The organism is Rhizobium sp. SG570, assembly GCF_012275345.1.
Lineage (GTDB): Bacteria > Pseudomonadota > Alphaproteobacteria > Rhizobiales > Rhizobiaceae > Rhizobium > Rhizobium lusitanum.
This window is the reverse complement of the sequence record NZ_JAAZQI010000015.1, coordinates 12430-34774: the sequence shown is the minus strand read 5'-3', so window position 1 is coordinate 34774 and position 22345 is coordinate 12430. Positions and strand designations below refer to the sequence as shown.

17 protein-coding genes are annotated in these 22345 nt (G+C 60.1%); 11 read left to right on the top strand and 6 right to left on the bottom strand.

The annotated features are described in order from the left end of the window. Nucleotides 1-193: 193 nt before the first annotated feature. Together cysD and cysN are read left to right on the top strand one after the other, a co-directional pair. Nucleotides 194-1093 (top strand): sulfate adenylyltransferase subunit CysD, encoded by a 900-nt coding sequence (gene cysD, locus FHT28_RS26085; RefSeq protein WP_168597766.1) that lies wholly within the window; start codon nucleotides 194-196, stop codon nucleotides 1091-1093. Further along, the gene (cysN, locus tag FHT28_RS26080; protein ID WP_168597765.1) at nucleotides 1093-2985 is read left to right on the top strand and encodes a sulfate adenylyltransferase subunit CysN; all 1893 of its coding nucleotides are present in this window, start codon (nucleotides 1093-1095) and stop codon (nucleotides 2983-2985) included. The genes cysD and cysN overlap by 1 nt, the downstream gene beginning before the upstream one ends. A 71-nt stretch (nucleotides 2986-3056) precedes the next feature. Here the strand turns inward: cysN and FHT28_RS26075 are convergent, their stop codons facing one another. Together FHT28_RS26075 and FHT28_RS26070 are read right to left on the bottom strand one after the other, a co-directional pair. Then, the gene (locus FHT28_RS26075) at nucleotides 3057-4067 is read right to left on the bottom strand and encodes a lipid A biosynthesis lauroyl acyltransferase (RefSeq protein WP_168597764.1); all 1011 of its coding nucleotides are present in this window, start codon (nucleotides 4065-4067) and stop codon (nucleotides 3057-3059) included. 1 nt (nucleotide 4068) lies between these two features. Then, nucleotides 4069-5304: a cytochrome P450 gene (locus FHT28_RS26070; protein ID WP_348645021.1), complete on the bottom strand. Its 1236-nt coding sequence runs from the start codon at nucleotides 5302-5304 to the stop codon at nucleotides 4069-4071. Here FHT28_RS26070 and FHT28_RS36385 point away from each other — a divergent pair. Next, a complete protein-coding gene (locus tag FHT28_RS36385; protein WP_246704960.1) occupies nucleotides 5275-5634 on the top strand; it encodes a hypothetical protein in 360 nt (119 codons plus the stop codon). The two genes, FHT28_RS26070 and FHT28_RS36385, sit on opposite strands and share 30 nt — an antisense overlap. 95 nt (nucleotides 5635-5729) lie before the next feature. On the opposite strand, the gene lysA is transcribed toward FHT28_RS36385, so the two are convergent. From lysA to FHT28_RS26050, 4 genes are all read right to left on the bottom strand, one after another. After that, entirely contained in the window at nucleotides 5730-6974 is a 1245-nt protein-coding gene (gene lysA, locus FHT28_RS26065) for a diaminopimelate decarboxylase (protein ID WP_168597763.1), read from the bottom strand. Between the two features lie 105 nt (nucleotides 6975-7079). Next, on the bottom strand, nucleotides 7080-8261 hold the full coding sequence (locus tag FHT28_RS26060) for a PLP-dependent transferase (RefSeq protein WP_168597762.1): 1182 nt from the start codon (nucleotides 8259-8261) through the stop codon (nucleotides 7080-7082). Continuing rightward, complete coding sequence (locus tag FHT28_RS26055) at nucleotides 8258-9646, bottom strand: MATE family efflux transporter (protein WP_168597761.1); 1389 nt, start codon at nucleotides 9644-9646, stop codon at nucleotides 8258-8260. Before FHT28_RS26055 ends, FHT28_RS26060 begins: the two co-directional genes overlap by 4 nt. Next, nucleotides 9646-10797, bottom strand: a complete 1152-nt coding sequence (locus tag FHT28_RS26050; RefSeq protein ID WP_168597760.1) for a GNAT family N-acetyltransferase — start codon at nucleotides 10795-10797, stop codon at nucleotides 9646-9648. Before FHT28_RS26050 ends, FHT28_RS26055 begins: the two co-directional genes overlap by 1 nt. A 326-nt stretch (nucleotides 10798-11123) precedes the next feature. Here FHT28_RS26050 and FHT28_RS26045 point away from each other — a divergent pair, with 326 nt between their 5' ends. The 8 genes from FHT28_RS26045 to fhuB all read left to right on the top strand — a co-directional run bounded on the left by FHT28_RS26045 (nucleotide 11124) and on the right by fhuB (nucleotide 22212). After that, complete coding sequence (locus FHT28_RS26045) at nucleotides 11124-15128, top strand: non-ribosomal peptide synthetase (RefSeq protein ID WP_168597759.1); 4005 nt, start codon at nucleotides 11124-11126, stop codon at nucleotides 15126-15128. A 24-nt stretch (nucleotides 15129-15152) separates the two neighbouring features. Then, a complete protein-coding gene (locus FHT28_RS26040; RefSeq protein WP_168597758.1) occupies nucleotides 15153-16472 on the top strand; it encodes a lysine N(6)-hydroxylase/L-ornithine N(5)-oxygenase family protein in 1320 nt (439 codons plus the stop codon). Between the two features lie 91 nt (nucleotides 16473-16563). After that, on the top strand, nucleotides 16564-17217 hold the full coding sequence (locus FHT28_RS26035; protein WP_246704952.1) for a 4'-phosphopantetheinyl transferase superfamily protein: 654 nt from the start codon (nucleotides 16564-16566) through the stop codon (nucleotides 17215-17217). A gap of 141 nt (nucleotides 17218-17358) precedes the next feature. Continuing rightward, nucleotides 17359-17949 (top strand): sigma-70 family RNA polymerase sigma factor, encoded by a 591-nt coding sequence (locus tag FHT28_RS26030; protein WP_246704951.1) that lies wholly within the window; start codon nucleotides 17359-17361, stop codon nucleotides 17947-17949. 44 nt (nucleotides 17950-17993) lie between these two features. Next, nucleotides 17994-18467, top strand: a complete 474-nt coding sequence (locus FHT28_RS26025) for a GNAT family N-acetyltransferase (RefSeq protein ID WP_113119488.1) — start codon at nucleotides 17994-17996, stop codon at nucleotides 18465-18467. 46 nt (nucleotides 18468-18513) lie between these two features. Then, on the top strand, nucleotides 18514-19326 hold the full coding sequence (locus tag FHT28_RS26020; RefSeq protein ID WP_168597756.1) for an ATP-binding cassette domain-containing protein: 813 nt from the start codon (nucleotides 18514-18516) through the stop codon (nucleotides 19324-19326). After that, on the top strand, nucleotides 19316-20224 hold the full coding sequence (locus tag FHT28_RS26015) for an iron-siderophore ABC transporter substrate-binding protein (protein WP_168597755.1): 909 nt from the start codon (nucleotides 19316-19318) through the stop codon (nucleotides 20222-20224). The genes FHT28_RS26020 and FHT28_RS26015 overlap by 11 nt, the downstream gene beginning before the upstream one ends. After that, entirely contained in the window at nucleotides 20221-22212 is a 1992-nt protein-coding gene (fhuB, locus tag FHT28_RS26010) for a Fe(3+)-hydroxamate ABC transporter permease FhuB (RefSeq protein WP_210255870.1), read from the top strand. The genes FHT28_RS26015 and fhuB overlap by 4 nt, the downstream gene beginning before the upstream one ends. Nucleotides 22213-22345 lie beyond the last annotated feature (133 nt).

The following is a 22345-nucleotide window of genomic DNA, read 5'->3' as shown; positions in this document are numbered from 1 at the left end:
TTACCAATGACTTATTCTTCCTTGAAAGGTGGCTCCATTATCTTCAGGATATGATTTCCTTTCCCGAAATAGTCTCTTGGGAATAGAAAGCTTCATCGTAAAGCGACATATGGTTTATAGAAGGCAGCTTACCGCGTAGAGCGCATGAATTTTATGAGTACTATGTTAGTTTCAAATGCCGTGAGCCGTTAGCATGTCAACCAGTCACCTCCAAATGCTCGAGGCCGAGACAATCCACATTCTGCGCGAGGTCGCCGCGACGTTTTCCAATCCGGTGATGCTTTATTCCATCGGTAAAGATTCTTCGGTGATGATGCACCTTGCAATAAAAGCATTTCATCCAGGGAAGCCGCCGTTTCCATTCTTGCATGTCGACACAACGTGGAAATTCAAAGAGATGATCACGTTTCGTGATCAGATGGCAGCCAAACAAGGCATCGAGCTTCTCGTTTATATTAATCGCGACGGCATCGACCAGCACGTAAGTCCATTCACCAACAGCTCGAATAGCTATACCCAGATCATGAAGACGGAAGCGCTGCGGCAAGCGCTCGATAAATACGGCTTCGATGCCGCTTTCGGCGGAGCCAGGCGCGACGAGGAGAAATCGCGTGCCAAGGAGCGCATCTTCTCTTTTCGCACCGTAAAACATTCCTGGGATCCAAAAAACCAGCGCCCCGAAATGTGGAAGACCTATAATACGCGGGTGAATAAGGGCGAGTCGATTCGGGTGTTTCCGTTGTCCAACTGGACCGAACTCGATATTTGGCAATACATCATGCTGGAAAAGATCCCGATCGTGCCGCTCTATTTCGCCGCCAAACGACCTGTGGTTGATCGGGACGGCATGTTGATCATGGTGGACGACGAGCGTTTGCCGCTCGCTGCGACGGATGTGGTGGAAGAGCGGATGGTTCGCTTTCGCACGCTTGGTTGCTACCCTCTCACCGGCGCTATAGAATCGACCGCTACGACACTTGAGGATATCGTTGGCGAAGTGCTGGCGGCTCGCACCTCGGAACGACAGGGCCGCCTTATAGACAAGGACGAGGCAGGTTCGATGGAAAAAAAGAAGCGCGAAGGTTACTTTTGATGAATGATGGGATCAGCCCCGTTCCTCTTTGTCATGTGGATGGCTGTCGTTCTAACCAGGATAGCAAATCTCTCCTACGCTTCCTGACTTGTGGTTCCGTCGACGACGGCAAATCAACACTCATAGGGCGCTTGCTCTACGATACCAAAAGTCTCTTCGACGACCAGCTTTCCACTTTGGAGCAGGACAGCGTCAAATACGGCACCACGGGCGATGACGTGGATTTTGCGCTTTTGGTCGACGGCTTGGACGCAGAGCGCGAGCAGGGGATCACGATTGATGTCGCTTACCGGTTTTTCTCTACGCCGAAGCGCACGTTCATTGTTGCCGACGCTCCCGGTCACGAGGAATATACGCGCAATATGGTCACCGGCGCATCGACGGCTGACCTTGCGATTGTCCTGGTCGATTGCCGTCAAGGTGTCCTGCAGCAGACAAAGCGCCACACTTACATCGCATCGCTGCTTGGCATCCGCCATGTCGTGCTTGCGATCAACAAGATGGATCTGCTGCAATATGAGCAGGCAACCTATGAAGAGATAGTCGCCGACTATAAGGCGTTCGCCAAAGAACTCGCCTTTGCAACCATCAGGCCGATACCGATATCCGCGCGCTATGGCGCCAACATAGCAACAAAATCGACAGACACGCCGTGGTACGATGGTCCGTCATTGCTTGACCATCTCGAAAGCATCTCGGCCGATAGCAACGCTTCCGAAAAGGCGTTCCGCTTTCCGGTACAATGGGTTAATCGACCAAATCTCGATTTTCGAGGCTTTTCCGGCCAGGTCGCCTCGGGAACGGTTTGCGTGGGCGATGCCGTCACGGTCGCAAAGTCCGGCCAGCAAACCACGGTAAAGCGCATCGTCACCTATGATGGGGACCAGACCTCGGCTTTTGAGGGACAGGCCGTCACCTTGGTCTTAAGGGATGAACTGGAATTGTCGCGTGGGAATCTGCTGGTTTCTCCGACCGAAAGACCCAACGTTTCCGACCAGTTCCAAGCCCATGTCATCTGGTTCAGCCATGAGGCGTTGATACCCGGCCGCGCCTATATTCTAAGGACCGAGACGGATAGTGTGAGCGCCACCGTGACAGCGCTCAAATATAGCATTGACGTCAATACATTCGCCCATCAGTCCGCAAAGACGCTGGCGATGAACGAGATCGGCGTATGCAACCTGTCAACCCAGCAGCCGATCTGCTTCGACAGCTATGCCGAGAGTCGCGTAACCGGCAATTTCATATTGATCGACCGATTCACGAACGCGACCGTCGGCGCCGGAATGATTATCCATTCGCTCCACCGCGCGCAGAACGTCCACTGGCAAGCTTTGACGATCGACAAAGCCGCCCGTGCCGAGCAGAAGAACCAGCGTCCTGTCGTATTGTGGTTCACAGGCCTATCGGGATCCGGCAAATCGACGATCGCCAATCTCGTCGAGAAACTGTTGCATGCGAAGGGAAAGCACACTTTCCTGCTCGACGGCGACAATGTCCGCCATGGTCTCAACCGCGATCTCGGCTTCACGGCCGAGGACCGCGTGGAGAACATTCGGCGCATTGCTGAGGTCGCGAAATTGATGACCGATGCCGGCCTTATTGTGCTGGTATCGTTCATTTCGCCGTTCCAATCCGAGCGGCAAATGGCGCGCGAGCTCATGCCTGACGGTGAATTTATCGAGGTCTTTGTGGACGCACCAATTGAAGAATGCGTGCGGCGCGACCCTAAGGGTCTCTATAAAAAGGCTATGGCGGGACAGATCCCCAATTTCACAGGAATTTCTTCGCCCTATGAGGCGCCCGAAAATGCAGATATACATCTGCATACCATAGGCCATGATCCACTTGATCTGGCGCACCGCGTCGAAGATTATCTGAACCAAATATGACGGCTGGCATTGCCAATGCACCAAGCGGCTGAAACGGGGAGTTCCATCCGCAAGCTCCGTCAGCATGAAGTTCAGATGTTGGCAGCTGGCATTTGGTTGTCGATAAAATACCACTGCTCCGGATTTTCACGCACAATTGGCTCGATTACTGCATTCAAGAGCCGAACATCCTCGGTAAGCTGATCTTCCGGCGCGTCAGTTGCCGGCAGCCTGAACGGCTCCAATGCCTTCAGCACAAAGCTCGCTCCTCCTTCCCGTGCGATAAAGAGCGGGTAGATCAACGCATTCGTCTTACGCGCCATCCGCGCGATGATGGCGTAGTTGCCCTCCAGATGCGCTGGCTGGCCAAAGAAGGGCGCGCGGATTCGGCCGTTGAAGCCCTCGTCGCAGAACATCAGCAGGTTGCCGCTATTCTCTAGGATCCGCAGCGCCGGACGCACGAAGCTGCGGCCGGGTTTCAGGATCCCAAGGCCCGCACCCTTGCGCAGTCGGTTGACGATGTAGTGGCGCGAGCGGCGCTTGGGCGGGTCGTAGTTCATAGTCACTGCCAATCCCATGTCGAGCAGGCAATGCCACAGCACCTCCCAGTTGCTGACATGCGGCGCGATGAAAATCACCGGACCTTCGGCGCAACGCTCGACCAATCCTTCCGTGCCGATTTTGCGGACATGGCGGCGCGCCAATCGGGGCACGACGGAATATTCGGCCATCTGCCGGCCTTGTGAATCGGCGTAGCGCTCCAGAAGCGTCTCAAGCTCGGTGTCGCTGAGATCCGGCCTTATCATCTTCAGGTTGGCCGCGGCGCGAGCATAAGCCCCTTTGTGGAAACGCGGCGCTAGGAGCCGGCCCAGCCACCCGCCGAGCGCGGAACACGCTCGGGCAGGTAAAAGCATGAAGGCAAAGTAGAAAAGGAGATCTATGGCGTTGTCGACATTCTCATAAAGCCAGTAGCGCAGAAACGCCTTGCGTCGATCGCCGCCGGCCAGGAAATCGGCGAGCGGCAGTGCCTTGGGAGCCTCGTAGGTCCAGGCTTTGCGTTTGCTGCCGGCAGTTTTTCTGCCGGTCTCGTCGCCGGTTGCCACCTTAGCGCCTGTGCAGCGTCACGGGCATGCCGCCACGCGGTCGCAGTGTCAGGCGGCATTGCGGCTGGACCTTGTGGCCCTCCTTCACGCGCACCCGAAAGCGTTGGGCGAGGATTGCGAGGCAAAGGATCGCCTCGGTGAGGCCGAACTGCAGGCCGGGGCACACGCGGGGGCCGGCGGCGAAGGGAATGTAGCTGTAAGGCGTTGGACGCCCCTCCCCGAGAAAGCGTTCGGGATAGAAGCGATGTGGTTTGGGAAAAAGCGTCTCCGTGCGATGCAGTATCCACGGCACGATCAGGACGAGCGCCGCCTTGCGCACCTTCACGCCGCCGATCTCGTCTGCTTCGGCCGCCTGCCGCGCCAGGATCGGCACCGGCGGATAAAGCCTCAGCGTCTCCTCAATGACAGCCCGACACCAGTCGAGCTTCGCAACGTCATCGATCGACGGCACCCGGTCGCCGCAGACGGTTTCGATTTCCGCATAAACCGCCTCCTCCACCCAGGGTGCGCCGGCAAGCAGATACCATGCCCAGGTCAAGGTCGCGGCAGTGGTCTCATGTCCAGCCATGAAGATCGTCGCCGCCTCGTTCCTGAGTGCCACGACATCGAGCTTCAGCTCCGGATTGCGCCGCTGCCGGCGGATCAGGAGCTCGACCATCGAGCTGTTGTCCCCCTTGCCGGCCAAATGATCCTCGATCACCTGATCGATGATGCGATGGATGCGTTTCACCGATCGGCGAAGGCTCGGCGTCTTGATGATCGGCAGCCCCTCGTCGAAGCCCAGGAAATAACCGAGATTGATGGAATCAACCAAGGCCTGATAGCTTGCGAAGCCTTCGGTAACGGCATTGGCGCTGTCCTCGCCAAGATCGTTGCCGAAGACGCTGCGTGAGATGATTTCCGCCGTCAGCCCTGCCATTTCGAACAGGGCATTGACCTCAGCGCCATCGCCAAGGCCCTGCCAACGGTCGGCGAGTTCGCTTGCGGTATTCTGCATGATTGCGCCGAAGGCCGGCACGCGGTTCTTGTGCACGATATCGGAGACCAGCGGCCGCCGCTGTTTCCAGGTCTCCTTGTCGGAGATGAACAGCCCGTCGCCCAGCAGATATTCCAGCGCCCGGCGCATCTGCGGCGTCTTGCGCTCGAAATTTTCATGGCGCTTGGCGACCACGTAACGGATCGCATCCGGCGAATTGACGATGACGAGTTGACGGCCGAACAGCTTGAATTCGGCCACATGCTCCCGATAATCCGCGCGCCGCCAGATGGACAGGAAATCGCTGCGCGCCTGCAACATAAGCTTCAGCGGTTGACCGGGCCTACCGCTGTAATAGGCGGCATGAGCCGGCTCGAAAATTTGCGTCGCCTGATCGGCGTGCTCAACGATTTCGGTTTTCTGATCAAGCCAGGCCAGCATGTCGGTGCAGAACTTTCGCGCCTTGTGGCCAAGGACAATGAGATGAAGATCGGGCACCACGTCGCCCGGTGGTGCCCACTATATTCATTTCGCAACCGCGGAAAAGCCCCCGCGCTGATGACCGGAGAGCTCGTCGACATCTTTGAATGAGATCTCCGGACAAGAACGGCGCATCAACCACAAAATGGTTGCTGTGTCCCCGCTCGCTTCATGCCGGCACCCTGCCAAGAAGCCGATGCTCTCGCTTAGACATCCTCCAAGGCCAACAGCTCATCAAATGTCTGGCGCCTGCGGATCAACCTATGCGTTCCGCCATCGATCAACACCTCGGGCGCATAGAGCCGGCTGTTGTAATTCGACGACATCGTCGCGCCATAGGCGCCGGCGCCATGGAAAATGAGATAGTCGCCGACATGGGTTTCGGGGAGATCGCGTTGCTGCACTATTCCGGATTCCGCCTGGGTGAAGACATCGCCAGATTCGCATAAGGGGCCGGCTACGACTGTCGGCAAGGTCGCTGTTTCAGCGCTGCGTGGCGTCTTTTCGGGGATGACCGAAATGTGGTGATAGCTGCCATACATGGCCGGCCGGGCGAGATCGCTGAAGCCGGCATCAACAAGCACGAACCGGTTCCGGCCCATGGTCTTGACGGCCCTCGCCTCGGCGAGCAGCACCCCGGAATCCGCAGTCAAGAAGCGCCCAGGTTCGATCTCCAGTCGGATCGGATGACCGAAATGCGCCTCGACTTCACGCCGCGCCGCATCCCAGAGCGAGAAATAATGCGAGGGATCGATTTCTTCCTCACCTTCCTTGTAAGGCACGGAAAGACCGCCGCCAGCGGAGATCGCCTCGATGTCGACGCCAAGATCGCGGCAGAAGCCGACCATCGCGCCGCAGACGCGTTGCAGATGGCCGTAGTCGACGCCGGAGCCGATATGCATATGCAGGCCGACGAGCCTCAGGGAATATTTCTGCGTCAGCGCCACCGCGTCCTGCAGCTGCTCGAACCAGATGCCGTGCTTGCTGTTTTCGCCGCCGGTATTGGTCTTGTTGCTATGGCCATGGCCGAAACCCGGATTGATGCGCAACCAAACCCTGTGGCCCGGCGAGCGCTCACCCAGCTGATGCAACATGTCGATCGAGCCGATATTGACCTCGATCTTGTCGGCAATGACCCGCTCAAGCGTCGGTCGGTCGAAAACATCGGCGGTAAAGACGATCTCCGCTGCCTCGGACGCGGTGCCGGTTGCAAAGCCTGCCCGTGCCGCCCGCTCGATCTCGCCGAGGGAAACGGCGTCGACGCGGACGCCCGCCTTGCGCATTTCCCGCAGGATATGAATGTTCGAACAGGCCTTTTGCGCAAAGCGCACGACGTCGAATGCGGACAGTTGCCTGATGCGACGACGGATCGCGGCGGCATCGTAGATCCAGAGCGGCGTTCCATATTCCGTTGCTAACGCGCTCAGTATTTCATTGGAAGGAATGGTCATCTTTTCTCGGTCAGCGTGGGGCGGGAATAAAATCAAAATGGATAATAGGACGGGCGGAGCAGTAGTGCCACTCCGCCCGCTTGGCAATCTGAGACACTGAAATTGCTATCGTCTTGCCGTCAGCAGCGCCTGCTCAAGATCGGAGATAACGGCTGCGGCTGAATGAAGCCCGACGTTCAGGCGGATCGTGCGGTCGCTGACGCCAAATCGTGCAAAGACATTGGTCTCCGGCGAGATGCTGAGCGCCGCCTTTGCCGGGACGACGAGGCTCTCCGGGCCGCCCCAGCTGACCCCGATGCGAATGAGGCGCAGCGCGTCAACGAAATTTGCCACATCGATGCGATCGGAAACTTCGAACGAGAACAGCCCGCCGAAGCCGCTAAAAGTGCGCTTGCCGGCATGTTCGCCGAGCGCCGGGTGCATGACATTGGTCACGTCCTCATGTGCGTCAAGCCAGGACGCGACCTCAAGGCCGGCCTCGTGGTGATGACGCATCCGGAACGGCAGGGTCTCCAGGTTGCGCAGGACCAGCCATGCCTCGAACGGCGCCAGCTTTGCACCCGTATAGGGGTAGATTTCGCTGTTGATCCGGCCGATATGTGCCTTCGAGCCGGCAACAAGACCTGCCACCGTATCGCTCTGTCCGCCCAGATATTTCGAGGCCGCGTGGATGACGAGATCGATGCCGAGGGCGAGCGGGTTCTGGTAGAGCGGCGTTGCCCAGGAGTTGTCGACGATCGTCACGACGCCGTGGCGGCGCGCGGCCTCGGCGATGACAGGCAGATCCTGCAGCTCGAACACCATCGAGGTTGGATTTTCGAGATAGGCAAGCCGTGCGCCGGGAAGGGCCGCGATCATGGCCTCGGTGTCGGTGCCGTCAATATAGTCGACGATGACGCCAAAGCGCTTCAGCACCTTTTCGAAGAAGCGGAAGGCATCGCTGTAGACGTGCCGCACGGTGACGATGCGATCTCCCGGGCCGACGAAGGCAAGGACCGCCGCCGCAATGGCGCCCATGCCGCTCGCAAAGGCGCGCGCCTCCTCGGCGCCCTCCATCTCGGCGATCCTGCGCTCCAGGAGCTGCACCGTCGGATTGTCGCCGCGCGAATAGATCGGCTTCTTCGAGCGGCCGGCGAAGACATCCTCGAGCTCCTTGTAGCTGTCGAACAGGAACAGCGACGTCTGATAGATCGGTGGTACCGCCGCGTCGAACGGGTCGTCGCGGCGGGGCATCAGCGTATCGGGAATGGCTTGCCGATAGGCATCGAATCTCGGTGTCTCGTTCATGACGTTCCTCTTGGTCGGGAGTGGAGTGTCGATTGGCCGCTCAGTTGCCCCCCGGTTTCGGCCGGCAGAATGGCAAGCCATTCTCTCCGTGCGACGAAGAGGCCGAGCATGGCGGCGAGGATTGCAGCTGCCGCAGGAGCTGCGGACACGCCCGCAAAACCCATCCAGAGCGGCAGCAGGAGCAGAAGCGGAATGAGGAGATAGCCTTGCGGCGCAAGCCCTACGAGCGCGGACAAGCCGGCCCTGCCCCGGGATTGCAGCATCACGAGCAGCACGGACTGAAAGGCAGCCAGGGGAAAGACCGGAAAGAGGGCGCGCAGCCACGCCACAGCCTCATCGACGACCTGCGGGCGACCGGTGAACAGCCGCGCCATCGGTTCGGCAGCCACAAACAGCAGAACGGAATAGAGCAACGCGACGGGCACCGTTACCGCCAGCATAATGCGGATCACGCTTTTGAGCCGAAGCGCATCGCCAGAGCCGAAGGCATGGCTGGCGACGCTCTGGGCCCCAAGGCAGAAGCCGACGATGGGAAGCTGACCCAACGTCATCAGTCGAACGGCAATCGCAGTAGCCGCCACTCCGGTGTCGCCACCATGGACCGCAGCCTCACGCATCAGCACGAGAAAGCCGAACCCGGTCACGACGCTCGTGGCAGCGGCGGGAACGCCGATCCTCGCCATCGGCCGCAGCAATTGCCAGCGAACCAATCCGCTCGTCACGCGGACCGTGCCCCATCTGCGGATGAAATAGACGGTATAGCAGGCAAGCGCCGCCAGGGCGGAAAGGATGGTCGCCAGCGCGGCGCCTAATGCGCCAAGCTTGAAGAGAAAGATGAAGACAGGATCGAGAACGGCGTTCAGGACAAAGCTTGCGATCAGGACGATCATCGAAAAGCGCGAGTTGCCCTCGGCAATCGCAATGAAATCGCAGACCGCCTGTAGCAACCCGAGCGTGACTCCGAAGGCGAGCAACCGTCCATAGTCGAGGCCGGGCGCGAGCAGACTATCGCTCGCTCCCAGCGCACCGACAAAGTAGGGCAGTCCGAGATAGATGAGCACGGACAAGACAATGCCGAGCGGGATCGTCGCAGCGAGCGCGGTCGCGGCAACCGATGAGGCGGCCGTCAGATTGCCCTCGCCGAGATGGCGCGCCAGAAGCGTGGCGAGGCCAATGCCGAGTCCCTGACCGGCCGCGGCCACCAGCAGGAACAGCGGCATGACCAGGCTGATGCCTGCCAGTACCTCCGGCCCGAGGGCACCAAGAAAGATCGCGTTTATCGCGTGATGCCCGGCGCTGGCGGCCAACCCGGCCACGGCCGGAAGCGCGACCGTCAGAACGAGCCGCAGGATGCGCGGATCGTTCATGTCGACGGATGCTTTCATCACGCGGCATCCCGCGCTAGCGAACCGAGCACGGGCAGACCATCGCCATCCGTCAGACCGGAAAGGTCCGGCGAGAGCAGTCGATCCATGAAGAAACGCTCGCGCAGCAGCATGACCAGCAACGCCTTCTTGTGCGGAAACTGGATGTGCTTGATCTTGGCGAAGCCGGACCGGTCAAGATTGCGGATCTGCTGGCTGTGATGGTGGATCGGCTCGCCGACAATGCGCCGTGTGCGCGGATCGGCGAGGAACATGTAGTGCATCAGCGACGGCAGCCAGGCGCTGACGAAGGCCTTGCCGCGGAAGTCATCTTCTCCGATCGCCACATGCCAGCCGCGATCATGGCCGTCAGCGTCATAATGCGGTCCGATCCGATCTTCCTTGGCCCAATAGAGCTCGAAATAGCCGAAGGGAATACCGCCGAAAGTCCCGATCAACGGTAAGGTGCGCGGATCGGCCAGGCGGCCGGCAATGAAATCGCGGTGATAGGCGAGGTCGCCGCTATCTTCCCAAATGGCGGCGACCCGAGGATCGTTCATCCAGCGATGGAAATGCTCAAGGTCGGCCTCGACATCGGCGACGTGAAATCCAAGCTGGGTATTCAGCCAGGGTATGAAACGATTGTAGACCCGACCCGTCGGCTTCGGCGGCCTTTGCGGATGAAGGGCGCCGTTCGTCAGGATCGGCACCTCCGGATAGGCGTGAGGAATGCTCCCGAGCCAGGGCTTCGTTTGCTGAAAGAAGCTTTCGGGGCGCCCGATCAGACGGTCTCCGCGCTGCTCGATCACGCCCAAATTCAGCAGGCGCCTGACGAGGCTATCATCCGCGAGCTTGACCTCCACGCAGCCCAATTGCGGATTGCAGGTCAAAATGGCTTCCAGCACGGCGTTGACAATATCGTCGGCGGCAACCGCCACCGTTGCCGCGGATAGGGTGTCGAAGACCAGAACGTCGGCGGGACCCGACAGATTGCCCGAGGCTACCTCCACTCCATGATATTCGACGCGGAAATTGCCAGACATCAGCCCCGACGATACGAGAAGCGGCTGGCCGCAGGCGAGCGCATGGCTCGCAACGCCTGCGGCCGGCAGACGCAGATCGAATGACTGCGACGCCATCGTTTCGCTCCTCATCGCTACGGAAGCATCCATAGTTCTTCTCCATCTCTCGAAACCGCGCGTCATTGAGATTGGCAGGGCCGCACACAGCGCTAATTCCGCAGTGACGAATGGCGCCCCGCGGAATTCAAAATATTTTTTGGAAATATTTTTTGAGATTTTTCTGAATTTCTGCGAACGCCGTTCGTTATGCAGCTGCGTCGATGTAATTCACGGACGAATCGAATTTATTGGCGTCGTAAAGTCAATATAGATGACGAGTTAAACTCAATAGTTATTGAAACTATTGGGATATGTACATTATTACACTTTACTATGTTGGCTATGTATTAAATATCTTCGAGGAGAACGGCGAAGAAATGACTATTCATGACCGGAACGCCAATGCGGTTGATGACTCGGATCACGTCGCGAAATGCTCGCTATCGCCGACACAGTCGCGAATTTGGCTTCTATCAGAGACGGGCAACGAGGTCATTTATGGGCGGCAAATTCTTGCTATCGCCTTCCCTCCCATCGCTCTTGCAGTAGCACGCAAAGGGCTTGCGGCACTTTCGCGTCAACATCCGCTCATCACATCGGAATTCGAGGCTCGAGCCGGCGGCGCTGTGCAGCAGATCCTGAGGAATAGTCGTCATGTCGATGTGATCGAGGTGGATTTGGCGGCCGACGACAGTCTGGACGAGGCGCTTGCAGCAGCGGCCTCGGCGGAACGAGCGCGCGCCATAGATCTCGCCAGCGGCAATCCCGCCCGTTTCGTTCTGCTGTCAAGGAGCGAGCAAGCGGTCGGCGCGGTATTTTCTCTCCACGCCGTCCTTGCCGATGCCGCAACGCTCGATCTGCTTGCGAAGGATTTCCTGCGCAATATACGCGGCAGCGCCAATGTGCTGGCTGATGTTAGCGAAACCGCGCTCCCGGACGCAGCATCCTGGATGACCGGCAATAGCGCGCCACGCAGTCCGGCGCTGGAGCTCGTCGATTTCTGGTTCGAACGGCTGACGGCACAGGAAAGCATCGCGTCGCTCCCGCCGCAGGCAACGGCCGGACGGGATATAGTCGATGAGGCATGGTTCGAGCATTTGGTGGAGGTGCCCGCTCCGGAGCCCCTTGCACACGCACAGTCGACGGTTGAGACGTCCCGCGACGTTCTTGCCGCGCTGAGCATCGCCCTCCGTCGCCACACCGGATACGACACCCAAAGGATCGGTTTGGTCACGCGGCCGGCGACGCCGACGATCGCGGCGCGCAGCGAGGATGTGTTGATCCTCACCGCGGAACTGGATGGTGCCATGGGGCTTGAGGGTGTCCGCAAGACATTCGTCGAGGAAATCCAGACCGCCGCACGGCAATCCCTACCCTTCGAGGCTCTTGCCGACGCATTGCTGCGACGTGACGAATTCTTTGACACCACCGGCCTCGTCAAGACGCTTCTCGATGTACGGGCACCGCTCCAGTTTATGGAATCGGCCACGGATGGAACCCCGATCCGATGCCTCGTCGAGCCTCCGGCGCGCCGCGATGCCGAGCTTGTTGTCACTGTTTCCCAGGTATCCAAGGATAGGCTTCGCATCGGCATCGGCTTCGATCCGCAAAAGCATGATCCCAAGCAGATCGCCCGCTTCGCCGATGATCTGGTTATCGCCCTTGCCCGGCTGGGCAGCAACCCCGGCGAGGCGATCAAGCACATCCCATTCGTTTCGCCGGAAGAACTGGACAGGCTATCTGCGCCGTATCCCGACATACCCGAGCCGGATGACGGCGTGCCGATCCACGAGGTCATCTCCGCACAAGCCAGACGGCGGCCGTATGCCTTCGCCGTTGCGCAAGGGGAGAAATCGGTCACGCACGGCGAGCTCGAGGCGGCAGCCAATCGGCTCGCGCATCGCCTGATCTCCTTGGGGATCGGGCCTGAGAAGCGCGTCGCCATCGCGCTCGAAAAGTCGATCGATGCGATCGTCGCCATTCTTGCCGTGCTGAAATCAGGCGGCGCCTTTACACCGGTTGAGCCGGATCACCCCGAAGCGCGCAACCGGCATATTCTGACCGCTCCCGGCCTGTCTCTCGTCATCTCCCGCACGCGGCACATCGCCAATCTGCCCGGCGATATCGCCACGCCGTATCTCAATCTCGACGTAATCGATCTCTCGTCGGAAAGCAGCGACGCGCCCGCCACCGCCATAGCCCCACAGCAGCTCGCATATGTGATCTACACGTCCGGCTCGACAGGTGTCCCGAAGGGTGTCGCGGTCGAGCACGGTCCCTTGGCGCATCATTGTAAGGCGACCCTGCGCATCTACGAAATGAGCGAGGATTCTTGCGAATATCCCGTCCTGCCATTTACGTCAGATGGCGGGCATGAGCGCTGGATGGTGCCGCTGATGGCGGGTGGCGGCGTGGTGCTGACACAGGACAAGCTCGCCACGCCCGAAGATGCTTTCGCCGTGATGAAGCGGCACGGCGTCAACAATGCCAGCCTTCCCACAAGCTACGTGCGCGGACTTGCCGAATATGCCGGCGAAAACAGCGACATACCGCGGCTGCGGCTCTATTCCTTCGGCGGCGAGGCGCTGTCGCAAGCGGTGTTCGACATGATCACCGAGAACCTCAAGGCGCAGATGCTGATCAATGGCTATGGCCCGACCGAGACGATCATGACGCCGATGATCTGGAAAATCCCGGCGGGAACCCGCTTCGAGGGGACGGTCGCGCCGATCGGCCGCGGCGTGGGCGAGCGGCGCATCTATGTGCTCGATGCCGACCTCGCGCCTGTTCCGGTCGGCGTGATCGGCGAAATCTATATCGGCGGCAGCGGCCTTGCACGCGGCTATCTCGGCCAGCCGGAGCTGACGGCGGACCGCTTCATTCCCGATCCCTTTTCGCTAGGCGGCAGACTCTATAAGTCCGGCGATCTCGGCCGCTGGCGGGAGGATGGCATCGTCGAATTCGCCGGCCGCGTCGATCATCAGATCAAATTGCGCGGCTTCCGCATCGAGCCCGGCGAGATCGAGGCCGTGCTGCGATCCGACCAGCGCGTCGCCGAAGCCGTCCTACTGCTGCACAATGAAGGCGGGCGCAGCTCGCTCGTCGCCTATGTGGTTCCGCGCGAGGGCGAAAGCTTAAGCGTTACCGAACTGCGCCGCGCAGCCATGACCGCCCTGCCCGATTATATGGTGCCGCAAACCATCATGATCATCGACAAGCTGCCGATGGGGCCGAACAGCAAGCTGGATCGCGCCGCCCTGCCCGCACCTCGCATCGAACGCGAACTGGTCGCGCCAGCAAGCGAGAAGGAAAAGACAATCCTCGACGCGTGGAAGGCCATTCTCGACATTGGCGATATCGGCGTCACCGAGAACTTCTTCGATATCGGCGGACAATCGCTGGCCGCCGTGCGCATCGTCTCACGCCTGAAGATGCGCCTTCCCGAATGGCCGCTTTCGATAGCCGATATGTTCAATCATCCGACCATCCGCGATCTGGCACTTGCCATCGAGGGAAGCCGCGACGAGACCGGCGTCGACGTCGTCTATCTCCGGCGAAACGGCGACCGGCCGGTTCTCTATTGCTTCCCCGGCCTCCTCGTCTCGACGCGCGAATATATGCGCCTGGTGGATTATCTCGGCCCGGAACAGCCGGCGACCGGCTTCATTTGCTATTCGCTAACCGAGACCAAGACGCTCAGCACCCGTGTCGAGGACATCACGGCGCGCTATGCGGAAGCAGTGCGCAAGAAGGCCAAGGGTCGGCCCTGCGCCTTCCTCGGCTGGTCCTGGGGTGGGCTTCTTGCCTATGAGGCCGCCCGGCAGCTCGGCAATGACATCGACCTGCGCATGATCGGCATGGTCGATGTTTGCGACATGGACGAGGAATTCACCGTCGGCATCATGCCGCGCTTCGAAGACGGCATCAGGGACCGTACCCATGCCGCCGTGCAAAGCTGGCTCGCAACGACGCCGATGCGCGAGGATTGGAAGAGGCTCTTTGCCGCAATGGATGGCGAGGTCTACGAACAGTTCCTCCACCATATCGTAAAGCATAACGTCAAGTTGCCGACGGATGGTCCGGACATCGGTTCCGAGGAGCACACGTTCTGGATTCTGGTCGACAACGCGATGATCTTTCGAAACTACCGCCTTGCGCCTTCGGATTTCCGCATCCATGCCTTTGCCGCCGAGGATTCCCTCACACGCGCGCTCAACGTCATCGACTGGCGCCGCTATTCGCCGAACGCCACGGCCTCCGAGATCGTCAACGGCACCAACCACCTGTCGATCATCGGCAAGACGCCATTCCACCAGCGCTTCGCCCGACGGCTTGAGCACGCCTTTGCGCCGACCATCCTGCCCGCGGGCAAGAACAACTAATCGACATCCTTCTGGAGCTGCATCATGACATCGCACGTGCTCGACCTCGCCGGGGCCGGAATTGGTCCGTTCAACCTCAGCCTTGCCGCCCAGCTCGACTCCATACCGCAACTTTCGGTCCGCTTTTTCGAGCGGCGACCTGCCTTCGCCTGGCATCCGGGAATGATGCTGCCCGGCGCGGAAATGCAGACATCCATCCTCAAGGATCTGGTGACCGCCACCAACCCGACCAGCCCATGGAGCTTTCTCTCCTATCTTGTTGCACACAAACGCTTTTACCAGTTTCTTAATGCGGAATATGAGGCCGTTCCCCGCAAGGAATTCGCTGACTATCTCGCATGGGTCGCGCGCGGCCTGACGTCGCTTCGTTTCGGTGCAAGCATGCGCGAAGTCCATGCGAATGACGGTCTCTTTTCCATCGCGACTGACGACGGCCCGGTTTGCGCCCGCAATCTCTCCGTCGGCGTCGGCAAGATACCGGCGCGCCCGGTCTGGGCCGAGCAACTGCTGAAGTCGATGACCTTTCACAGCAGCGAGGCCGCCACTCGCCTTGGCGACGTCAAGGCCCCGCGCGTTGCCGTCATCGGCGGCGGCCAGAGCGGTGCGGAGATCGTCGATGCCCTCTTGGATCTGAACGCCGTCTCGTCGGTCCACTGGATCAGCCGCCGGCCAAATTTCGAGCCGCTTGATGCCACGCCCTTCACCAACGAACTCTTCACACCGAGCTACATGGAGCGCTTTCACGAGCTTCCCGAGGCGTTGCGGCTCACCCACACGCGCCGGCAGGTGCTTGCGAGCGACGGCGTCTCCGCCTCGACCCTGAAGAAGCTCTATCGCCGGCTCTATGAAAGGAAACTTGAAGCGGCCGGTGGCGCCGATCAGGGCATCTCGTTACGCCCCTTCCGCGATGTCGTCGCAGCCGAACAGGATGGTCCCGAAATCGCACTTACCATGCGCAATGGCTTCGACAACAGCATCGAGACGCTGGCGGTCGACATGATCGTGCTTGCCACAGGCTATCGCTTCGTCCTTCCCGAATTCCTGCATTCGCTTGAGAACCGCATCGAGCTGAACTCCATCGGCGAGCCGGTGCTGGAAAGCGATTTTTCGCTGACATGGGACGGCCCGCGAGAAAGCCGCATCTTCGTCCTCAATGCCGGGCGCCACAGCCACGGGATTGCGGAACCGCAGCTCAGCCTTGCCGCCTGGCGCAGCGCCGTCATCGCCAATGCACTTCTTGGCCGTGAGCATTTCGATCTCGGTCAGCTCGAGCCCATCGTCCAATGGGAAACCCAGGGACATCAATCCGAACTCGCTTCGCATCTGGGACAGGCTGCGGAATAAGGTGCCCGCCTTCCCAAAGGGAGAAGAGATCGCGCAGATCGAGCTTCACAGCCTGCATCTGCGCGACGGGCTTCATATCTCGACCGCTCTATTGAGCGACGCGGAAAAAGCACGCGTCGCTGCATTTCGGTCACGCGATGCTGCGCGCTTGTTCATCGCCGGACGCCTTCTCTGCCGCAGCATTATCGGCAGAATGGTCGGCTGCGCGCCACAGGCCCTCACCATCTCGCTTACGCCGCATGGCAGGCCGTATCTGCCGGATCATGCCGATATCGACTTCAATCTTTCCCACACGACAGACAGGGTTGCTCTCGCCGTCTGCCGCGGCGGTCGCGTGGGAATCGACATCGAGCAGCCGGATAGGATTTCCGAAACCGAGGCGCTCGAAATCATGCCGTTCATTCTGTGCGAGCGGGAACTCGACGACATCCAGCGACAGGCGCCAGAGCAACGACACAGGACATTTCTCTCATATTGGGTTCGAAAAGAGGCTGTGTTGAAGTGCCGTGGCCGCGGCTTCCTTGATGATCCCAGAGGCATCGCGCTCGAGCCGGCGGATACAACCGAAAATATGTTAAATCGGGCATTCGATGAAGCTAATTTCATCCGCTTCGGCTCTTGCCGTAGCGAAAATGCACCTAACTTTCTATGGGCCGTCGCGGCCTCGCAAATGCTATACGAGCCTGTTTGGCAGCAGCATCCGGACGTTGGAAGCCTCATCGAGGATTGTTTAAAATTAAAATAAAATCAAATCACTAGCCGATGCAAGGAAAGACGGTTCCCAGCCCTTAGATTTTATCTTGACTATCATTATCATGTTTTATACGGTGCGCTAAAAAAGAGGGGCACACCGAAATGCAACTTTGGATTTCAGCGAGAGCCCGACATGATTGCCAACACTTTGCAGTCGACTTCCAATGAGCAACTTCAAACAGCCCTTCATGCCTATCCCAAGCTTCTCTCCATCGCGCGCCGGATCACCGGCAGCATGACATTGGCCGAAGATGTCGTGCAGGAGGTGCTTCTGCAATTGGTCTCCAAACCGCTCAAGCAGGACATAGCGGCACCAGGCCCCTATGTGATGCGCATGGTACGCAATCTGGCGACGGACCACATGCGACGGTTGCGCTATGAGAGAGGCCTGTTCGTCGAAGAAGAGGTCGGCGGCAACACGTCGGCCTACGGAAGCCCCGAAGAGCATCTGCACGAGGCGGAGGCATACAAAGCCTTCCGCTGCACGGTCGAGGCGATGCCCGCGAGGACGCGCAAGTTTTACGAGGAGCATTATTTCAAGGATGTTCCGCAAAACATCATCGCCAAAGAAGCAGGCGTCTCATGCGCCCTCGTTTGCGGCCTGTTGAGAGAGGCGCATTCACGCTGCCTCGCTGCAATATCGCTCGAGGCCGACCAGGATTATGCCGCCGGCCGCGCGCACAGCCCGCGCAGAACACCACGAACCCCAGAGATGCGAGCCTGACACGGGAGCGCCGAATGACGCTACCAGCCGGTAAGGAAGAACAGATGCAGGAAGCTATCGAAATAACCGAATCCAAGGGCGATATTTGTCGTGCCATCATGTCGGAGCTGACGGACTGGTTCACAGAGCCGGAGGTCATCGAGGCATGTGCTAAAGCCGTCGAAACCTTGCCGATGTTCGGCTGTCTCGACGAAGGCACCGTTACCGGCTTCGTTGCCGTACAGACCCATCCTCCCGCCGCTATGGAAATCCTGGTCATCGCCACCCGGCGGCAGCACCATGGCAGCGGCGTGGGCAAGCGGCTGCTTGCCGCCGCCGAACGGTTCGCCCGGTCCGCTGGTTGCAAGCTGCTGACGGTGAAGACACTTGCGCCGCGCGGCAAGGATGAACCGCAATACGATGCGACGCGCGCCTTCTATGACGGGAACGGCTTTATCCGTGCCGAGGTGTTCCCTACCCTCTGGCACGAGGACCATCCATGCCTGTTCTTCGTCAAGCCGTTAACGGCCGCCAATTGAAGGCGATCGAGATATCACGAGGCCATGCTGCTTAGCAGGAACGACCATGAAACACGAAACCATCCCCAAAGCCGGCCAGCATCCGGTATCCGTCTTCACGACGGAGGGCCTCCACTTCGACGTCGATGGCAAGACCATTCTCCATCCGCTGGATCTTGCCTTCAATGCCGGCGAGATCTCGGGACTGATCGGCCATAACGGTTCCGGCAAATCGACCCTGATCAAATTGCTGGCGCGCCAGATCCAGCCGACGGGTGGACGGATCCTGTTCGACGGCGTTTCCGCCGCTTCCTATGACATGCGCGCCTTTGCCCGTGCTGTCGCCTATCTGCCGCAGGATACCACATCGGCCGCCGGCATGACCGTTGAGGAACTGGTCGCCTGCGGGCGCTATCCCTGGCATGGCGCCTTGGGCCGCTTCACCGATCTCGACCGCGAAAAAGTCGAGACCGCGATGCGGCTGACGCATGTCGACACTTTGAAGGGCCGGATGGTGGACACGCTTTCGGGCGGCGAGCGCCAGCGGGTCTGGATCGCCATGCTGGTCGCGCAGGACAGTCGCTGCCTCCTTCTCGACGAACCGACCTCGGCACTCGACATCGCCCACCAGATGGAGATCCTCGGCCTGGTGCGAGAGCTCTGCCGCACAAAGGGCCTGAGCGTCATTCTCGTGCTGCACGACATCAATGTCGCCTCGCATTTCTGCGATCACCTGCATGCGCTGAAACAAGGGCGCCTGATTGCCGCCGGCCCCTCACCGAGCCTGATGAAAGCCGAAACGCTGCATAAGATCTATGGCACGAACATGGGCGTGACGGCTCATCCGGTGCACGGAACGCCGCTCGCCTATGTCATCTGAGGATCATTTCCACGGCTTGAGGCTATCGCGCCGCAACGCGCTTCTTGTTGCCGCGGCTCTCCTTGCCGTCCCACGCGCGGGATATGCCGGCGCGACAGTGTCCGGACCGATCGTGTCGCTCGACTACGGCCTTGCTTCGACGCTGCTGGCGCTCGGCGTCACACCCGCCGCGATCGCCTCGCTTGCCGATTGGGACAGGTGGGTCGTCGAGCCGAAAATGCCGGCCGGGGTCGTCGATCTCGGCACCACCAACGAGATTAATCTCGAAATCCTGGCAAGCCTGAAACCGGCGCTGATCCTGACCACACCCTATCTCGCACCCCTAAAGCCACGCCTGGAAGTGATTTCGCCGGTCATGGAGCTGACGATCTATGCCCAAGGCGGTGAAGCCCTGCAACGCTCCATCGAAGCCACTCGGCTGTTGGCCACCGCCATCGGCCGTCAACAGCAGGCAACCGATTTCCTGACGCAGTCCGAGCAGTTCTTCGACGATTGCGCCAGCCGGGTGAACAAGCTCAAGCCTCCGCCACTGGCGCTCGTCAACTTTGTCGATCAGCGCCACGCCCGCATCTATGGCGGCACCGGCCTCTATCAGAACGTCATGACCAGGATCGGCCTCAGGAACGCCTGGACAGGACCCGGCAATTTCTGGGGCTTCGAAACGATCGGCCTGGAGCAACTGGCAACGCTCGATCAAAGCCTGCGGCTGATAGCCTTCGAACCTCTTATTCCACCAAATATACTCGACAATCTGCAAGACAGCCCCCTGTGGACCAGCCTTCCCTTCGTTAAGGCGGGTCGAGTCTCGGTACTGCCCGGCACGTTGATGTTCGGCATGGTTCAGGAGGCGGAGCGCTTCGCCCGCATTCTGCTCGATCACCTGGAAAAGCTCGCATGATCCGCACCAACACAAACAATTCCCTCGGCGCCGCCGCCGTGGCGGTGACGCTGTTCGTGCTTGCCGGCTTGCTTGCCTGGCATCAGGTCGCGCCGGATTTTTCGCGGCTGATGGTACGGGACGTCGGTTACGATCCGCAGCACCTGTTGCTTGTCTATTCGACGCTGCCGAGAATAGCGACCGCGCTGCTGGCCGGCGCGGCGCTCGCACTATCAGGCACTCTGCTGCAGCAAGTGCTGCGCAATCCGCTTGCATCACCCTCTACGCTCGGCATTTCCGCCGGCGCCAACCTGGCGCTCGTCGCCGTCATGCTCGCCTTTCCGGCGCTTGAGGGCTTCAGCCGCGATGCGGTCGCTCTGTTCGGCAGCGCCGCGGCAGCCGCCGTCGTTTTCCTGATCGGTGCAAGACGAGGCTTTTCGCCGTTTGCACTCGTGCTTTCGGGACTGATCGTCAGCGTCTGGAGCGGCGCGCTCGCTGCCATCCTCGTTCTGATGAACGACCGCTACCTCTCCGGCCTTTTCATCTGGGGTGCTGGGTCGCTGGCGCAGCAGAGCTGGACCATCCCCCTCTCGCTCCTTCCGAAAATCACGATTCTCACCATCGCCGCTTTCCTTATGGTGCGGCCGCTATCGCTTATGGAACTTGGCGACGGCGGTGCCAGCGGGCTCGGCCTTTCGGTGAAGCGGACCCGTATTGCCGCCGTCTGCCTTGCCATCGTGCTGGCCGCTGTCGTGACCAGCGCCGTCGGCGTCATCGGCTTCATCGGCCTTATTGCCCCCCGGATCGCGCAGCTTTCCGGCGCGCGGCAGATGAGGAGCCAGCTTATCTGGTCCCCTCTCATCGGCGCCGGCTTGCTGCTTCTGACCGATGAGGCATTGGTGCTGCTCTCCGGCGCTTCCTCGACCTTCCTGCCGACGGGAGCCATTACCGCCCTGCTCGGCGCTCCGCTGCTGCTCTTGATGCTGCCGCGTCTGAAGACGATACAGCGTACTGTGCCGGCCCTTTCGCACAGCCCGAACCGGACTGCACACACTTCGCAAAAACTGCTCCTTGCAACGATCGGCGGCCTTCTCGCTCTGCTCGCCGGCGCAATCTTTTTCGGACGCACGCCGGATGGTACATGGACTACCCTTGCCTATTTGAACTGGCCCGACGTGCTGCCCTATCGTCTGCCGCGTGTCATTGGCGCCTTTGCCGCCGGAGCGATGCTTGGCGTCGTCGGCGCAATCCTCCAGCGGCTTAGCGGCAACGAGATGGCAAGCCCCGAAGTGCTGGGCATTTCGGCCGGCGCCACCATCGGCGTCACAGCCGCACTCTTCATCCTGCCCGCACCCGGCATGGCCGCTCAGCTCGGCTTCGGCGGCATCGGCGCATTCACCGTCCTGCTTGCCATCTTCGCCTTCGGCATGCGTTCCGGCTTCGCACCGGAACGGGTATTGCTGACCGGCATCGCGCTGGGTGCCATGTTGGATGCCGTCATCAGCGTGCTTTCCGCCGGCGGCGATCCGCGCGCGCTAACTATCATGCAATGGATGAGCGGATCGACCTATCTCGTTGATACAAAGAAGGCAATTTCCGCCGCAATTGCCGCTGCCATAGGCCTCGCGCTGGCATTCCTCGCCCGCCGCTGGCTTGATCTACTGCCACTCGGACCACAGGCCGCACAGGCGATCGGCATCCGCGTCAACCTTGCCCGCGCATCTCTCTTCGCGCTGGCCGCCGCCATGACCGCCGCCGCCACACTCGTCGTCGGTCCCTTGAGCTTTATCGGCCTCATGGGGCCCCATCTGGCGCGAGAGCTTGAGCTGCGACGCGCAGCCCCGCAGCTTACCGGAGCAGCGCTCGCCGGCGGAGGGCTCATGATGCTCGCGGACTGGTTCGGCAGGATGATTGTGTTTCCGTATCAAATTCCGGCCGGGCTGGTCTCGGCACTCGTTGGTGCGCCGTTGTTGCTGGTGCTGCTGATGAAGCGGCGCAGCGAAAAATGAAGCGCCAGAAAACAATACCTTCATTCGCACGGATTGTAGCAACTTTGATCTTTCATCTTCATAGCAAAATGACACCGCATGCCGATATTTTGCCTGACAGTATCAATCACCCGTTACACGCTATCGATGCTTG

What these genes read in the sequence shown, in the direction of transcription:
- cysD (WP_168597766.1), top strand. Translation starts at nt 194, where the DNA reads ATGTCAACCAGTCACCTCCAAATGCTCGAGGCCGAGACAATCCACATT.
- cysN (WP_168597765.1), top strand. Translation starts at nt 1,093, where the DNA reads ATGAATGATGGGATCAGCCCCGTTCCTCTTTGTCATGTGGATGGCTGT.
- lysA (WP_168597763.1), bottom strand. Translation starts at nt 6,974, where the DNA reads ATGACCATTCCTTCCAATGAAATACTGAGCGCGTTAGCAACGGAATAT.
- FHT28_RS26060 (WP_168597762.1), bottom strand. Translation starts at nt 8,261, where the DNA reads ATGAACGAGACACCGAGATTCGATGCCTATCGGCAAGCCATTCCCGAT.
- FHT28_RS26055 (WP_168597761.1), bottom strand. Translation starts at nt 9,646, where the DNA reads ATGAAAGCATCCGTCGACATGAACGATCCGCGCATCCTGCGGCTCGTT.
- FHT28_RS26050 (WP_168597760.1), bottom strand. Translation starts at nt 10,797, where the DNA reads ATGGATGCTTCCGTAGCGATGAGGAGCGAAACGATGGCGTCGCAGTCA.
- FHT28_RS26045 (WP_168597759.1), top strand. Translation starts at nt 11,124, where the DNA reads ATGACTATTCATGACCGGAACGCCAATGCGGTTGATGACTCGGATCAC.
- FHT28_RS26040 (WP_168597758.1), top strand. Translation starts at nt 15,153, where the DNA reads ATGACATCGCACGTGCTCGACCTCGCCGGGGCCGGAATTGGTCCGTTC.
- FHT28_RS26030 (WP_246704951.1), top strand. Translation starts at nt 17,359, where the DNA reads ATGATTGCCAACACTTTGCAGTCGACTTCCAATGAGCAACTTCAAACA.
- FHT28_RS26025 (WP_113119488.1), top strand. Translation starts at nt 17,994, where the DNA reads ATGCAGGAAGCTATCGAAATAACCGAATCCAAGGGCGATATTTGTCGT.
- FHT28_RS26020 (WP_168597756.1), top strand. Translation starts at nt 18,514, where the DNA reads ATGAAACACGAAACCATCCCCAAAGCCGGCCAGCATCCGGTATCCGTC.
- FHT28_RS26015 (WP_168597755.1), top strand. Translation starts at nt 19,316, where the DNA reads ATGTCATCTGAGGATCATTTCCACGGCTTGAGGCTATCGCGCCGCAAC.
- fhuB (WP_210255870.1), top strand. Translation starts at nt 20,221, where the DNA reads ATGATCCGCACCAACACAAACAATTCCCTCGGCGCCGCCGCCGTGGCG.